Source organism: Gammaproteobacteria bacterium (ex Lamellibrachia satsuma) (assembly GCA_019623805.1).
Classification (GTDB): domain Bacteria; phylum Pseudomonadota; class Gammaproteobacteria; order Chromatiales; family Chromatiaceae; genus QGON01.
Genome location: CP053680.1, coordinates 3,423,410 through 3,438,377, shown reverse-complemented (window position 1 = coordinate 3,438,377; position 14,968 = coordinate 3,423,410). Strand labels below are relative to the sequence as shown.

The following is a 14,968-nucleotide window of genomic DNA, read 5'->3' as shown; positions in this document are numbered from 1 at the left end:
TTAGTCCTGATGTTCCCTGATCGTGGTAATCGTCATTCTGACTATGCCAAACAGCATCAACAATACGATGAATGCAGTAACCAGGATATAGACTCTGTCCGGGTACTTTGCCTCATCCGCCAGAGAGGGTTTACTGACAACGACCAGGTGCTTCATCTTTTTTGAGGCCTCTGCCCTCGACTGCTCAAGGGCGACCAGAGCGGAAGCGTAGGCGTCTTTGGTAAATTCGAGATCTAACTGAAGGTTGGTAAACTTCACCATCAGGTCGTTCAGCTCTTCGTCCCCTTCTCCGATCAATCGGCGTTTTTCATCGATTATCTGCTCTGTGAGTGCCCGGATACGCTCTTTGCTGGCGATCACTTGCGGGGAGTTACTCTTTTGAAAGCCAAGAAGCTGTTTTAGTTTGGCCTTCTCCTGACTGAGTTCACCCTCCATAATATCCATAATGGCAGTAAGGGACTGGCCTTGCTGCTCCGGGCTGAAGATCTGGTATCTATTCTGAAATTCCAACAGACGCTGTTTGGAAAGCTTGAGTGAGTCCTGGGTCTTCACCAACTGCTGCTCCACAAACTCGTACTGTGCCATGGCAAGACGGTGGCTGATCTCGTTCACTACGCTCTCGGCTTGCTGCAGCATGGTTTCTAGCAGATGCATGGCATAGTCGCGCTCAAACGCCTGCACCTCAACGAATAACAGTCCCGACAATTCGTCAAAATAGACATCGATATGGTCACGGTAATACTCCAGATACTCTTCCCGTGTTGCATCGGCTTGCAGAGCGGAGAACCAGTCAGCACTGAGTTTCTGATAGTGCGCCTTGTGATCGAGTTCTTTATCGAGAAAGACCAGCATGTCATCGGAGATCAAATACTCCTTCATGATGCGCTCATCCTCAAGACCCGAGGGATTTCCGATCCCCAGCAGACCGATATCGAGACTGCTTGTGCTGCTACTATTCTCTTTGATGGTAAAGATAGCCTCACTGGTATACCGATCAGAGGCAACAAGACTGTAATAGAGCACAAGCAGTGCAAAGGGGATGATTACCAAAGTTAACAGGCTGGCGCTACGATCCAGTTTGATTAATATGCTCTTGGACATAACTACGCAGCTTGTTCCCTTTGATAGATGGCCACGGCTTCTTTAATATCTTCATAGAGATGCATCTGACCCTTTTCGAGATAGATCCCGACATCACAGTCACGTATCAACTCCTGCATGTTATGGGAGACCTTGATGATGTTGGCCTTGTCCTTTTTCTCCTGCAATGCAGCGCGGCTCTTCTCCTTAAACCGCTGGTCACCCACTGCTGTTATCTCGTCCATCAGGTAGATATCAAAATCGAACGCCATACTGGTGGCAAAGGAGAGCCTGGCCTTCATACCGCTTGAATAGGTTTTTACAGGCATATCAAAGTAGTCACCCAGTTCTGTGAATTCATAGATATATTCGATCTTCCGCTCGACCTCATGTTCACTGTCACCGTAGATACGGCAGACGAAACGGGCGTTATCACGACCTGACATACTACCTTGTACTCCGCCTGACAGACCCATGGGCCAGGATATCCTTTCCTCACTCCGAATATAGCCACGATTAGGGAAATCAATCCCCCCCAGAAGCCGGAGCAACGTGGACTTGCCCATGCCGTTACGGCCTAAAATAGCGATGTTGCACTTTGGCGGAAATTCGATGCTCACATCACGCAGGATGTATTTCTGCCCCTTGGGTGTAGGATATGATTTGGTGACATTTTCCAGACGTATCATGTTGCCACCATCCTCACCCAGTTGGCCCGGTAACTTAGCAGACCAAAGGTTGTACTCACCAAGGCAAAGAGCGTTACAAATAACAGATTTACTTCTCCCGACTCAAAGCCGCGAAAAAAGAACAGGTGGTTCAGTTCAACTATATGAAGCAGAGGATTCCAGAGCAACCAGTGATGATATTCGGTCGGAATAACTATAAGTGGAAAGATAACCCCCGACATGAAGTACATGGGCCGAAAGATAAATATTGGCACCAGCTTCATCATCTCTGGATAGAGTGCTCCATAGACCGAAAAGGTCAATCCCACGCCGAATGTCAGTAGATAAAGCAACGCATTGACTACAATCAGGCCGAGGAGATTATGAACCCCTATATCATAATCGAGAAACCATCCTGCAACGAAAATCAGCATAAGATAACTTGCAAAATAGACTATCGATTCAAGAATAATACGTGCCAGCACCGGATCAACCGGGCGTACCTGGCGATAGTTAAACAGCCCCCGGTTGGATTCGATGGCATTCATGCACTGGCCGGCTGTTTTTTGGAAAAAGAGAAAAGGGACTATGCCCGTCGCCAGGAAGAGGGCTACTGGAATCCCAGAAAATTCGCTACGCCCCATGGCACTCCAGATGGCGGAGAGAACAATCACATGGGCCATGGGCTCCAACAAAGCCCAGACATAGCCCAGCCGATACTTGCCAAAGCGCGTTTTCAGCTCGCGAACAAAGAGCGCGAAGACAACAGCTTTCTGAATTTCAAAGGGAGAACGGGACACAAGTTCTCTTCTTTCTCATAATGTGAAAGCAACTTTCGCCGAAATGGCAATCTTGTAGATGACATCCATCATGTCCAAGGCAAACTGCCTTGTCTTGGAATCGACCCTCGGCGGCACAATAATCTCATCACCCGGCATAATGATGACCTGCGGATCAGTTACCTCAACTTCGGCATTGGGGTGGTGAATGATGACTTTTTCTGTATCTGCCCTGTCTGAGTAACCACCGGCTTTTTGGATATACTGTTCTGCTGTCCAGCCTTCACGATAAGTGACGGCATGCATCATCATCACCTCACCGACCGTACGCACAATCTGTGTGTTGGTGGGAATAACGAGCGTGTCTTCTGGTTCCAGCAGAATGTTCTGTTGAACCCCATTCTGAGAGGTCACCACTCTTCCCAGCGGGTCAATCAGGCGGGCCCGTTCGGCAAACTTAGCCATCAACTCAGCCTCCTGAACACGGATCCCCACTTCACCCTGGGAGCCAGACAATGCCAGCATTGAACTACGCTCCAAGCGGAAAAGAGCGTCGCTGATAGCATCCTTCTGCGCCACGGCCACCGAAACCCGGCGCAAGTGAATCGCATCAGTATTCGCCAATCCGGGATCGACAGGAATGTGGTTGAGCACATCCACCAGACGGGAGCCACGTTTTACCGACAACGTGGCCGGTCCGCTAAATTCACCCTGGATGTTGATCAGTATGGTATTGGCGCGCCCGTCGTCTCTGAGCGTTACCGTATCGCCATCGTGCAAGGAATAATCAAGGAAGGTCATGAGTGGCATGGTCTGCTTGATTGGCAGACCATTGCGCATACCGATGATGGTGACCTCAGTGGCCTGTGCTGCCTTGGGGATCACCTTCAGAATCTCACCACCGGATGAACTCGCTGAATTCATCTCGATCAGCGCATTCCGGGCCACATTGCCTTCAAGCTGAACAACTGCCCCTCGCTGTGTAACAAGGATAGTGTCATTTTCCTGCAGTTGGGGTGAGGCGATCTTACCTTTAAGGATAAAATCATAGAGATCGGTTGTGTTGATGGTTTTTCCGGCGCGGATAATCTCAATTTTCCGGTAACTGCCCAGTTTGGGATCGATGCCACCCGCAAGATCGAGAAAATAGAGGATGCTGTCAGACGGAAGACCAGCGTAACGGCCCGGATTGTTGACCATACCTGTCACAAAAACGGCTACCGGCTGTGCAGTAGCCAGATTCGTGTAGACATCAAAATTGCTGGTGTAGACCTTCTTGATATGCGCTCTGACCGTACTTGTCAGGTCGGCATTTTTCACCCCTTCGAGCCTCAGCGGCCCTACCTCCGGCATGAAGATATTGCCCTGACTGTCGATGGTATAAATATCTTTTATAGTTACCGCGCCCCACGCAGCAACCGCCACCTTGTCTCCTGGAGCCAGGATATAGTTGGGGTTGAGACCGTCACCCCGCGCCTTGAGGAAGTTTCCGTTAAAGAGCTTGGCGCCGAACGGCTCGATCGCGTCCACTTGCTGCACGGCAACCGTTTGACTGGATAAAGCAGCCTCTGAGGCCTGAAGTGACCACGCCAAACTGTAAAGCATAACGAGAAAAAGCAGAGCGATGAAATGCCTTTTCACCCTATCCATTCTCATCCAGACTCCAAAATATTGTTGAAAATCAGTCACTTTTTGAACCCGTCAAAAAAGACATCTCCGGAAAAAAACCAATAGTGTCCATTGTTACAAGCCACTCGTCCTCTGGTGGTACCAGGGGATGGGTTCCCCGTTATCTTAACAGGCCGGCAGCGCATACCACTTGCAGCGGTGTATAGATCACCCGCTACGAACATGACCGAGCCCACTGCACCTCTCGCCCCTGGGTTCATGGTTGGAATTTCAGAGAGAATGGCTAATTCAAGGGGATTGCTGACGGAATTGGCAGCAACATCCTGCTGCACGGTCTCTGTCTTAGCCGATGGGATGCTCATAGAGGTAGCACATCCTGTGACTGATGCCAGGCAGGCAGTCAATATGAGCAGAGGGATTTTTCTGACAGTTTCCATACCAGGGAGATAGAAAGCACTAAAAAGTGGCAATAAACCCAAACAATGTAGTTTACAGATTAAGGGATGCCTGATCAATTGCCATGTCAAGCGCGGCAAGAAACCTGGATCACATAACCCATTGATAATACGATTATTTAAGACTAAGGCACCGCTGATCAACTGTCATTTCGAACGCAGTGAGAAATCTCATACCTCGAAACCTATTATGCACCCTGTAGCTTGAGATCTCTCCCTAGGGTCGAGATGACAATGATCCAATTGATCAGAGGTTCCCTAAAGTTTATTTCATCACCTGAGCCAGCACCAATTCCCAGTCCGGGAGCACCAGACCAAAATGGTGTCGCAGCTTGGCATTATCCAATACTGAATAGCCTGGTCTCGGCGCAGGAAGTGGATACTCCTCTGTAGCTATAGGCTTTACCGATTGGAGTAGTATTTTTTCATCCGCTTCCCGCATCAATTCAAATATTGATCTCGAAAAACCATACCATGTTGTCATTCCATCTGAGCTCAGATGGTAGAGTCCCCGCTTCTCATCAACCAAATCCGGGTTTACTACGCATTGCGAAACAGCTTGACTGGTTGCTTCGGCAATATGCCGGCACCAGGTCGGTGCGCCATACTGATCATCGACAATCTTAAGTCCCTCGCGCTCTTGCGCCAGACGCCGCATCGTCATCAGAAAGTTTTGGCCGCGATTGCCATAAACCCAGCTGGTTCGAAAGATAAGATATCGCCCATCAACTGCCTCAACCGCCTTCTCACCGGCCAGCTTTGTCTTTCCGTAGACACTTAGTGGGTTTGTTGGACTCTCTTCTTTGTAAGGCTCGGTTGCTTTGCCATCAAACACGTAATCTGTTGAGTAGTGGATTAGCGTGGCTTTAATGGCCTTTGCTTCCTCTGCCAAAATGCCGGGTGCTGTGCCGTTTACCGCCATGGCAAGTTCATGTTCTTCTTCAGCCTTATCGACAGATGTATAGGCGGCGGCGTTGATGATCCAGTCGGGATTGATTTCCCGCACTGCCTTGCGAATGACGTCGGGATCTACAAGGTCAAGAATCGATGATTTTGTTCGGCGGCCAATGGCAATGACATCGCCCAGTGTGGCCATCGAGCGTTGAAGTTCCCAGCCGACCTGGCCTTGATCACCGATGATTAGAAATCGTGTTTTTTTCATGTCTTCCGTAACTATTTCTGGACCACCTGAAAAGATTATTGCTCTCGCCAAGACGCAAAGTGTGCCAAGAAACCATTATTTTCCCAGTTCCTTTGCGTACTTTGCGTCTTGGCCAGAGTCTCTTGATTTACGGGGTCGGGGTCGGAGTCAAACCGCACCACCACATCGCTGTTACCATCATTATTTGCCGGTTTGACTCCGATCCCTGGCACAATTTTTAACCAGCATGGTACGCAGGCAGTCGTTCAATAGGGAAATCCTTTAGCCGTATACCATCACGGTCCTTGGCGGAGAGTTCCGGGTTATCAATCGGCCAATCGATAGCCAAGTCAGGATCATCCCAAAGTATGCTGCCTTCAGCCCCTGGGTTGTATCGGTCGGTGCATTTGTAGCAGAACAGAGCCGTCTCGCTGGTTACACAGAAGCCGTGGGCAAAACCCTCAGGAATGTAGACCAGCCGTCTGTTTTCAGATGAAAGACTTACCGATGCCCACTGTCCAAATGTAGGTGAACCACGACGAATATCAACAGCCACATCGTAAACTTCACCCTGAAGAACTGTGACGAGTTTCCCCTGGGCATTGGGATTCTGAAAATGCAGTCCGCGCAGCACCCCTCGACGTGACATGGAGAGGTTATCCTGCACAAATTCAGCCGCAATTCCTGCATCGGTATAAAGTTGCTTATTCCAGGTTTCTGTGAAGAAGCCACGCTCATCACCAAAAATTTTCGGCTCGATAATCAATACGCCCGGCAACTCTGTTTCGATTACTTTCATTCTTGTTATAGACCCTCTTTGAGCAATCTTTCCAGATACACTCCATAGCTGTTTTTTGATAATGCAGCTGCCTGTTTTACCAAGGCCTCATCATCAATCCACCGATTTCTCCAGGCTATCTCTTCCGGGCAGGATATTTTTAGCCCCTGACGAAGCTCCAGAGTCTGTACGAACTGGCTGGCTACGAGCAATGAATCATAGGTACCTGTATCCAGCCATGCGGAGCCCCTGCCCAAAAGATGAACATTGAGTTGTTCTTTTTCCAGGTAGATGCGGTTGACATCAGTTATCTCCAACTCACCACGTGGTGATGGTTTTAATGATTTAGCAATTTCCACTACTTGGTTATCATAAAAATAGAGGCCGGTTACCGCAAAATTCGAGCGTGGATTATCCGGCTTTTCCTCAAGACTGACTGCACGACCGCTGCCATCAAACTCAATAACACCGTATCGCTCAGGGTCTGTTACATGATAGGCAAATACTGTGGCACCATCCTTATGGTTTACGGCATCAATCAGGATTTCTTTAAGATAGTGTCCGTAGAAGACATTGTCCCCCAGGACCAGAGCACAGTTATCATCGCCAATAAACGCTTCACCCAGAATAAAGGCCTGTGCCAACCCTTCAGGCCTGGGCTGAATTTTATACTGAATATTTAACCCCCACTGAGCACCGTCACCAAGAATATCTTCAAAACGCTCTTTGAAGGTAGGTGCAGTAATGACCAGGACATCTCGGATCCCCGCCAGCATGAGGGTGCTTAGCGGATAGTAGATCATCGGTTTGTCATAGATAGGAAGGAGTTGTTTTGAAACACCTATTGTTACCGGGTGAAGGCGTGTTCCAGAACCACCGGCGAGTATAATTCCTTTCATTGTGTTTCCTGTTTTACCATTCATCCATCATTGACGGGGATCGCAAATGACTTTCAGGTAGGTCGAATTAGCGAAGCGTAATCCGACGACAATTTGATTGTTGGGTTACGCTTCGCTAACCCAACCTACAATTAGTACATTGTCTTTTTAAGACCCAGTCGTTCTCTGCGATAGCTGCCATCCTGCACTCTTCGACACCATTCCAGATTCTCGAGATACCACTTAACAGTTTTCAGCATTCCGCTCTCAAAGGTTTCTTCTGGAACCCAGTCAAGTTCTCTCTTAATCTTACTGGAATCGATAGCATAACGCTGATCGTGACCTGGGCGATCTTCAACATAGGTAATGAGATCAACGTAGGTATCTATCCCATGGCGGTTGGGAACCAACTCATCAAGGTGGGCACAGAGCGTATGGACCACTTCAAGATTGGTTTTTTCATTGTGACCGCCGATATTGTAGATCTCACCCACTTCTCCTTGGGAAAGGACTCGATAGAGCGCTTTGGCATGATCATCGACATAGAGCCAGTCTCTGATCTGGTCACCCTTGCCATAGATAGGTAGAGCTTTTCCATCCAGGGCGTTAAGGATAATCAAGGGTATAAGCTTTTCAGGAAACTGATAGGGACCGTAATTATTGGAGCAGTTGGTAATCACCACCGGCAGACCATAAGTCTCATGCCAGGCTCGTACCAGATGATCAGATGAGGCCTTGCTGGCCGAATAGGGCGAATTGGGTTCGTATCGGGACTCTTCGGTAAACAAGCCGGTTTCGCCCAAGCTCCCATAGACTTCATCGGTGGAGACGTGGTGAAAACGGAAGCTTGCCTGTTGTTCTTCACTGAGCCCTGACCAATAGTTTCGAGCCACTTCAAGGAGGTTGCAGGTGCCAACCACATTGGTCTGGATAAATTCCGAAGGCCCGTCTATAGAGCGATCCACATGGGATTCTGCAGCAAGGTGCATGATTGCCGATGGCTGGTAGCGCAAAAAAATATCGCGCATGACTTCTGCATCACAGATATCCGCCAACTCAAAATGATACCGGGGATCATTGGCTACCGACATGAGCGAATCGAGATTTCCCGCATAGGTCAGCTTGTCGACATTGACAACCGTGAGCCCGGTTTCTTCTATCAGATAACGGATAACTGCTGATCCGATAAAACCGGCACCGCCTGTGATCAATAGTGTTTCTTTATCCACCTTTTGTCCTGATATTCTCGGATTGTGGTAATTATCATCCTGGTCATGCCATATAGCATCTACGATACGATGAGTACAGCCACCAGAATATAGATTCTGTTCGGGCATCTCTCATCCTCGGCCAAAGAGATTGAAAACGCTCACAAGAAAGGCAAAAAATGCGATTGGTCAGTCTATAGAGTTGTGTTCAAAGTTTCCAGAAAGCCCCTGTGGATAGCTCATCTTAGACGTTAGCCGGAGGGGGAACAGAGTCGATTGAGACCTCTTTGGGACATGCTGGGAGACCGAACGCAAGCCAAAACCGGTACATGGGTATGTACCCAGTGCGCTAAAGTTACGCCCATTAGAATTGACGGTCTTTTCAGACACGACTACACTGCGTAATAACATTCGTACTAACAAGAGAAAGGCTCACGATGTTAAAGGTAAAAGTAACACCAATTGGAAACTCTATGGGAATTGTGCTTCCAAAAGAAGCACTTAGTAAATTGAAAGCGGGTAAAGGGGATGTACTGTACTTGGTGGATGGCCCGGAAGGATTGACTCTTACTCCATACCAGCAGGACTTTGAAAGCCAGATGCAGGCAGCCGAAAAGGTAATGAAAAAATATCGGAATGCCCTCCATGAGTTGGCTAAATGAGCGAACCTGTATGGGTGCTGCCTGGAGTTGTGCTGGCAGTCCACCAAATGCTGATTGCAGAGCATGGCGGAATATCAGGAACGCGAGATGAAGCCTTGCTGGATTCCGCACTGAATCGCCCCCAACAACGGCTTGCCTATAGTACTGATAGTACTATTTTTGAACTTGCTGCTTCATATGGTTATGGATTAGCTGGAAACCATCCGTTTATCGACGGAAATAAACGCGTCGCACTGTCAGTAATCGCTATTTTTCTTGAACTGAATGGATACTCTTTGGATGCTCAGGAAGCAGAAACCGTTGTGATTATTGAGCAATTGGCAGCAGGCCAATTAACCGAAGATGATCTTTCCATTTGGCTCAGAAAATCCACCGTTATAAAAGCCAAACAGTAAAAAGTGAATAGCCCTCTCAAATGACCCAACAGCCAGACCATTCCACTGCCACTTGGTTTATTGGGTTACTGCCCCACGCCACAAACCTCTATATCGATGCCGGTGTCCACAGTGTGCGGATCTTGGCCTGCGATTCCTCTGATACCGAACTCGGCAGCATTGAAATAGCCAGCAATGAAGATCTCGGTGGTACGATCTGCCGGCTTGGACTTGACCGGCTGCCTGAGCAAACGGGCATCACTATCACGGGTAAATTGCAGGAGATCGTTCGTCGCTATATCGGCCAGGGTGAGGTGGTGCTTGGCTCGGCAGCACTGTGGTCAGCAGCACGCAGCCTGCTGCAGGACAAACCACTGGGCATCATCGAAATCTCCGCTTCAGGGTATATAGCCATAGGCGTCGATATCGAGGGCAATCTCAAGAACGATATGCTGGTGGTCAATCCGCGTTGCGGCGCGGGCTCTGGGGTCAACCTCGACCGGGTACTGCAAAAGCTCAATATCCAACGTGAAGCGGTTGACGCACTGTTGAGCGACTACCTCGGCGAGGAAAACCGCCCGCGCCGTGATGACGTCGATATCCGTGCTGACCGCTGCGGGGTGTTTGCCTCTTCGGCGACGATCTCCGACAAGAACCAGGGCATTCCCCTCGATTTCGCCTTGGCGGTAACACTGAAATCCGAGGTGCTCAAGGCCTGTAAAAAGCTCAAACCCGGTTTTGATACGGTGTGGTTGAGCGGTGGCATCTTTGCCTGGCAGTTTGCCCGTGACTGCGCCGGAGATTATCTCGAATCCGTTGGCACCGCAGATGTACGCTACGACGAGGGCGGCAGGTTTCCGCTGCTGGGATTACAGTATCTGCGCCAGATCATCGGCGATGGCAACTTCGCCCAACCGGACCGCCGCGTTGTGCAGACGTCCAGACTCAGCGAGTACCCGGCCATGTTTGACGTCAAGGCAGATCTTGAGACACGGCATCTCTACCAGCGTATGCCCAACATCGCTCCGACTCATTTTGACGCGGCCCATCTCCGCACCACACCCGTCATGATGGGGCTGGACGTAGGCTCAACCATGGCGAAGCTGATCATCAGTGATGCCTCGGGTGACACCATTCTCTACAAGGGCGCCTACTCCAATGCCGGCGATACCATCGATACGATCAAAAAGATCTTTGCCGACATCATCGCCAAGGGGGTGAAAACCCTGCAGATCGGCCAGATCGGCTTGACGGGCAGCGCCAGATACCAGGTGCAAAAAGCCCTCATCAACATCTATCCTCAACTGGCAGACCGCGTATCGGTGCTGGTGGAGAACTACGCCCATGCACGGGGTTCCATCGACTACGCCCGTGAACATATCGAACGTCTCAAGGCGAGCGGTTTCGACGACATCAATGAGGACTTCTGCCTGCTGGTCGACATTGGCGGTGAGGACACGAAGATCTCCTCCATTGCGCTGAAAAAGGCCGAGCTGTTTGACAATGCGATGAACGTCAAGTGTTCCGCAGGTACGGGCAGCCTGATCGATACCCTGACCTCAATGTTCTTTCTCGACGACATCAGTGTGGCCAGTGAGCTGGCCTTCAATGCCGACAAGGGTTATGCCATCAACGCCACCTGCGCCGTGTTTTTGATGGAGAACGCCCGCAAGCTACAGGCTGATGGTTATGAACTCGGCGAGATTCTCGCTTCAGCCAACTGGGCGATCGTGGAGAACATGGCCAGAAGCCTCTGGAGCCAGATCGAGCTGCCGAAACATACGGTCGCCCTGCTCCATGGGCAGACCATGCTCAGTGAACCGCTGCCACTCGCGGTTGCCCAGCGCATGCAGCGCTATGTGGGCGAAGACATCTACTGCCTGGTGCCACCGGATCCGGGCCACCGCGCCTGTGTCGGACTGATTAAATCACTGGCAGAGCAGGATACCACCACGGCGTTGGAGGTCGAGCTTGAGGCCTTCATCGACAAGGATTACAAAAAGAAGATCGTAGTCTGCAAGGGTGCCGTGTGCGGCGACAAGGCTGCGCGCTGCAATCGCGCACACCTCACCGGCCTCGGCAATGAGGGCAATCGATTTACCTTCACCCTTGGTGGTTGCACGGCGATCAACGAAGTGCAGGCCATGAAGGGCCTCAAGACTAAAGGCAGCCCTGACAGCTACAAGCAGATCTGGGACTTTATCAACGACCGCCTGCCCCACTCCGATGACCCGAACCGGCTGGTAATACCACGCAGCTTCGCCGTCTCGGAGTGGGCGATGTTTTTTGCCTCATTGTTTACACCGCTGGAGATCCCGGTGGAGGTAGACAATGTGCAGGCGTCCGATGTCATCGACGCCCAACCGCATTTTCACATCGACACCTGTGCCCCGCACATAGGCGCTGTTGGCCAGTTCCTGCGTCTGGGCGCACAGCCACACGGCATGATTCTGGCCCCACAGATCGAGTTCCTGCCCGCAAAACACTCCCTGGGACGCACCTGCACCATCAACCAGGGTGGGCTGGCGGTGGCCAAAAAGGTCACTGAGACCAAACACCCGCAAAGCCGCATCCATCTGTTTTTTCTTGATCTCAAGTCGCAGAATGCGGAGCGGATAGCACAGAAAATCTATCCACGTCTGCAGCCGGTGTTTGAGCATTATGGAAAGCAGGTTGGATATGAACAGTTTCGCAACATCGTCGAAGGGGCGATACAGGCCCAGCAGGGACTCAAAAAGGCGGCCGCCGATTTTTCCACCGAACTGGCCAATCAAGCCCTCAACGATGGGCGCGAAATCGCCCTGGTGATGGGCCGTGAATATATCCTCAATCCCGGTATTTATGACAGCCACGTCGGGCGGCTGCTGCGGGACAAGAACATGATGGGCATCCCCAGCTATCTCCTCGATGCTGACTTCGACTCCCAGTTCAAACACCTCTATTGGCGCAATCCACACATGATCGCCACCCTGGCCGATGCCTGCAGCAGACGCGAACTGCACAAGGTAACCGGTCATGCCGGATTGCGACGGGTGTTTGAGCGGGTGGAAAAGAACTCCGACACCCTGATACCGGTGGTGCAGGTATCGACCTTTTTGTGTGGCCCCGACAGCGTCACCAATCCGCTGATTGCCGAGTTGACCAAAAAGCGTCCCTATCTACTGATCCAGTCCGATGCAGCGATCAAGGAGCTGGCGCATCTGGAAAACCGCATGAATACCTACGTCAAGCAACTGGAGTCTGGGCTGCATGAGGAACTGAAAAGCGTAGAAGAGGAAGGTTTTGAGGTGAAGGTGCTCGACCGCCTGGTCAACCAGGATCCCCTCAATCCTGAAACCGATGCGATCTACTTCCCGACACTGTCTGACACACGGGGACTGACTTCGGTAATCCGCAGCGCAGGTTTTACCTGTATCGATCTCTATGATGAGGATTATGACCTGCAGGCCGCCATCAAGGATGGGCGTTCCATGTCGGGTGACTCAGTCTGCGCCCCTTTGGCTGCAGTGTATGGCGATGTAATGGCAGCGATGGAGGATTTCAAACGCCGCAAGCAGGAAAACGATCCTGAATTTATCAACAAGACAAGATTGCTGATATTCAACAACAAGGGACTGGGACCCTGCCGCCAGGGGCAGTACGTCGAAACCCACAAGATCTTCATCAATCAGCAGAAGAACTCAGGCAAAGACGAAACCGAAGAGCTGGTGATGCAGTTTCTTGTTGGCCATGAGAACAAGGGATTCAATACCGGTTTCCCGGCCTGGGTCTTCGTGCGTGGAGTGCAAAGTGCGATTGTGCAGGGTGTGCTGCACCAGCTCCTGGCCGATGGCAGTTCTCAGTGCAGGGATTATGCTGAATACCAGGCCTTTTTACAGGCGTATCGAAAACTCAAAGAGGAACTGCACCGGCTTATCGAGTTTGAGATGCGGCCCTCAGCTGCTGCATTGCGGTTAGCGGAAATCTTTGCCAAGGTTCCCGGCATCAACTACCTGGTCAACTTTTTTGCCTACGGTCTGCATCGGTCTGACCTGAAAGACCCCATAAAGGCTTTTGCCCGCCAGTGGTGCGCGCAGCCGCTCAAGGGTGACCCGACCCGCATCCATATTGACGGCGAAGCCTATATGCGCGTCGCCCAGTACGAGGCTGTCCATAAGACGCTGCTGGCCACCCTGGGCTTTCGACAGTTTACCCTGACCCACACACCGGTATGGAGTTTTCTGGATTATAAACTCGCAGGCATGTTGATGCGCGCTCGCGAAGCTATCGATGAAAGCAGAGCCGAGCTCAAGCGCCCTATCGATGAAACCGAGCGCAAACGTATCACCCGCTACAAGCGCAAGAAGCAGGTTCGGCTGATCGGCCTCAGGGCAGTACACTTCATTTTGCGCGACCTCATCGCCAAACCGCTCTATACCGCAGCCGGTCTGGAGATGCCTGCTGCGATGCCGAAGGTACTAAAGATAGCCGAATCGGTCATCACCACCAAACGTCCGGGGGGTGAATTCATCCCCTATGTGGGCGAAGCCGTATTAAAGCTGCAAAAAGGTTATGACCTGATTCTGAATGTTGCCCCGGAGGGATGCATGGTCTCATCCATGGGTGAGGCAATCACGCCGGGCATCAACGCCGCCGTCCCCGAGGCCAAAGGCAAGATTCAGCACCTTTTCAGTCAGCAGGGTGATGTTGATGAAGAGCTTATCGCCCTTGCTCTGCTGAAAACGATCGGGCCGGAACGCTATTACAGAGCCGCAGAGGCGAGCGAAGCAGGTTAATTCCACAGCGGACTATTGAATTGTGGGAGCGGCGCCCCCGCCGCGATTACTCCGTCGATAGACAAATCGCGCCGAGGCGGCGCTCCTACGAGGTTCCATTCCTTACGTCAGACATAACCCGACCTATCACACGCACACTATTTATCTATTTGTTAAATAAGTAATAGTTCTGTTATTCAAGTTATATCCCATGATTTTTATCCTGGGTATTTCCCTTGTAAAAAGCAATTCCCGACTGTATTACTAGGTTATAGCAACCTGCTGCCCTGAAACCGAAGAGGTGTACTCATGTGGAATTCGCGAATTTTATCCAGACGCTGTTGCGGGGGACCTGTGCTTGCCATGACTCTGCTCTTTGCCGGGATGGGTTTCCTGTTTCTACTCCTGTCCGCTTCTGTGCTGGGCGCGGTCTTTCTTGCCGTCGGCATTCTCTCTGAAGGCCTCTGCTTTATTCTCAGCCGCACCCGTTGCCGGCAAAGTTACACAGGACAGTTGAGGACCAGGTAAGAATTCAGGCTGAAAAAATTTACCCTAATTACGC

11 protein-coding genes are annotated in these 14,968 nt (G+C 50.9%); 3 read left to right on the top strand and 8 right to left on the bottom strand.

What is annotated here, in order from left to right; translation table 11 throughout:
- From HPY30_15065 to rfbB, 8 genes are all read right to left on the bottom strand, one after another.
- Complete coding sequence (locus HPY30_15065) at positions 1–1,101, bottom strand: sugar transporter (GenBank protein QYZ67183.1); 1,101 nt, start codon at positions 1,099–1,101, stop codon at positions 1–3.
- Positions 1,102–1,103: 2 nt separating this feature from the next.
- Positions 1,104–1,769, bottom strand: coding sequence for an ABC transporter ATP-binding protein (locus tag HPY30_15060; protein QYZ67182.1), 666 nt, complete (start codon positions 1,767–1,769; stop codon positions 1,104–1,106).
- Complete coding sequence (locus tag HPY30_15055; GenBank protein QYZ67181.1) at positions 1,766–2,548, bottom strand: ABC transporter permease; 783 nt, start codon at positions 2,546–2,548, stop codon at positions 1,766–1,768. The genes HPY30_15060 and HPY30_15055 overlap by 4 nt, the downstream gene beginning before the upstream one ends.
- Before the next feature lie 15 nt (positions 2,549–2,563).
- Complete coding sequence (locus HPY30_15050) at positions 2,564–4,177, bottom strand: polysaccharide export protein (GenBank protein ID QYZ67180.1); 1,614 nt, start codon at positions 4,175–4,177, stop codon at positions 2,564–2,566.
- A 699-nt stretch (positions 4,178–4,876) separates the two neighbouring features.
- Complete coding sequence (gene rfbD, locus HPY30_15045; GenBank protein QYZ67179.1) at positions 4,877–5,773, bottom strand: dTDP-4-dehydrorhamnose reductase; 897 nt, start codon at positions 5,771–5,773, stop codon at positions 4,877–4,879.
- Between the two features lie 217 nt (positions 5,774–5,990).
- Positions 5,991–6,551 (bottom strand): dTDP-4-dehydrorhamnose 3,5-epimerase, encoded by a 561-nt coding sequence (gene rfbC, locus HPY30_15040; protein ID QYZ67178.1) that lies wholly within the window; start codon positions 6,549–6,551, stop codon positions 5,991–5,993.
- Between the two features lie 5 nt (positions 6,552–6,556).
- Positions 6,557–7,429, bottom strand: a complete 873-nt coding sequence (rfbA, locus tag HPY30_15035) for a glucose-1-phosphate thymidylyltransferase RfbA (protein ID QYZ67177.1) — start codon at positions 7,427–7,429, stop codon at positions 6,557–6,559.
- Positions 7,430–7,560: 131 nt separating this feature from the next.
- Positions 7,561–8,745 carry a dTDP-glucose 4,6-dehydratase gene (gene rfbB, locus HPY30_15030; protein QYZ67176.1) on the bottom strand — a complete coding sequence of 395 codons (1,185 nt, stop codon included), beginning with the start codon at positions 8,743–8,745 and terminating at the stop codon, positions 7,561–7,563.
- A 308-nt stretch (positions 8,746–9,053) separates the two neighbouring features.
- Between rfbB and HPY30_15025 the strand changes: the two genes are divergently transcribed.
- From HPY30_15025 to HPY30_15015, 3 genes are read left to right on the top strand one after another with little or no spacing between them, the layout of a single operon-like run.
- The gene (locus HPY30_15025; protein QYZ67175.1) at positions 9,054–9,278 is read left to right on the top strand and encodes an AbrB/MazE/SpoVT family DNA-binding domain-containing protein; all 225 of its coding nucleotides are present in this window, start codon (positions 9,054–9,056) and stop codon (positions 9,276–9,278) included.
- Entirely contained in the window at positions 9,275–9,673 is a 399-nt protein-coding gene (locus tag HPY30_15020; GenBank protein ID QYZ67174.1) for a type II toxin-antitoxin system death-on-curing family toxin, read from the top strand. The genes HPY30_15025 and HPY30_15020 overlap by 4 nt, the downstream gene beginning before the upstream one ends.
- Before the next feature lie 20 nt (positions 9,674–9,693).
- Positions 9,694–14,427, top strand: a complete 4,734-nt coding sequence (locus HPY30_15015; protein QYZ67173.1) for a hypothetical protein — start codon at positions 9,694–9,696, stop codon at positions 14,425–14,427.
- The last annotated feature ends 541 nt before the right edge of the window (positions 14,428–14,968 follow it).

Excerpts from the sequence above, each read along its gene's own strand:
- HPY30_15065 (QYZ67183.1), bottom strand. The coding sequence starts at position 1,101 with ATGTCCAAGAGCATATTAATCAAACTGGATCGTAGCGCCAGCCTGTTA.
- HPY30_15060 (QYZ67182.1), bottom strand. The coding sequence starts at position 1,769 with ATGATACGTCTGGAAAATGTCACCAAATCATATCCTACACCCAAGGGG.
- HPY30_15050 (QYZ67180.1), bottom strand. The coding sequence starts at position 4,177 with ATGGATAGGGTGAAAAGGCATTTCATCGCTCTGCTTTTTCTCGTTATG.
- rfbD (QYZ67179.1), bottom strand. The coding sequence starts at position 5,773 with ATGAAAAAAACACGATTTCTAATCATCGGTGATCAAGGCCAGGTCGGC.
- rfbC (QYZ67178.1), bottom strand. The coding sequence starts at position 6,551 with ATGAAAGTAATCGAAACAGAGTTGCCGGGCGTATTGATTATCGAGCCG.
- rfbA (QYZ67177.1), bottom strand. The coding sequence starts at position 7,429 with ATGAAAGGAATTATACTCGCCGGTGGTTCTGGAACACGCCTTCACCCG.
- rfbB (QYZ67176.1), bottom strand. The coding sequence starts at position 8,745 with ATGCCCGAACAGAATCTATATTCTGGTGGCTGTACTCATCGTATCGTA.
- HPY30_15025 (QYZ67175.1), top strand. The coding sequence starts at position 9,054 with ATGTTAAAGGTAAAAGTAACACCAATTGGAAACTCTATGGGAATTGTG.
- HPY30_15020 (QYZ67174.1), top strand. The coding sequence starts at position 9,275 with ATGAGCGAACCTGTATGGGTGCTGCCTGGAGTTGTGCTGGCAGTCCAC.
- HPY30_15015 (QYZ67173.1), top strand. The coding sequence starts at position 9,694 with ATGACCCAACAGCCAGACCATTCCACTGCCACTTGGTTTATTGGGTTA.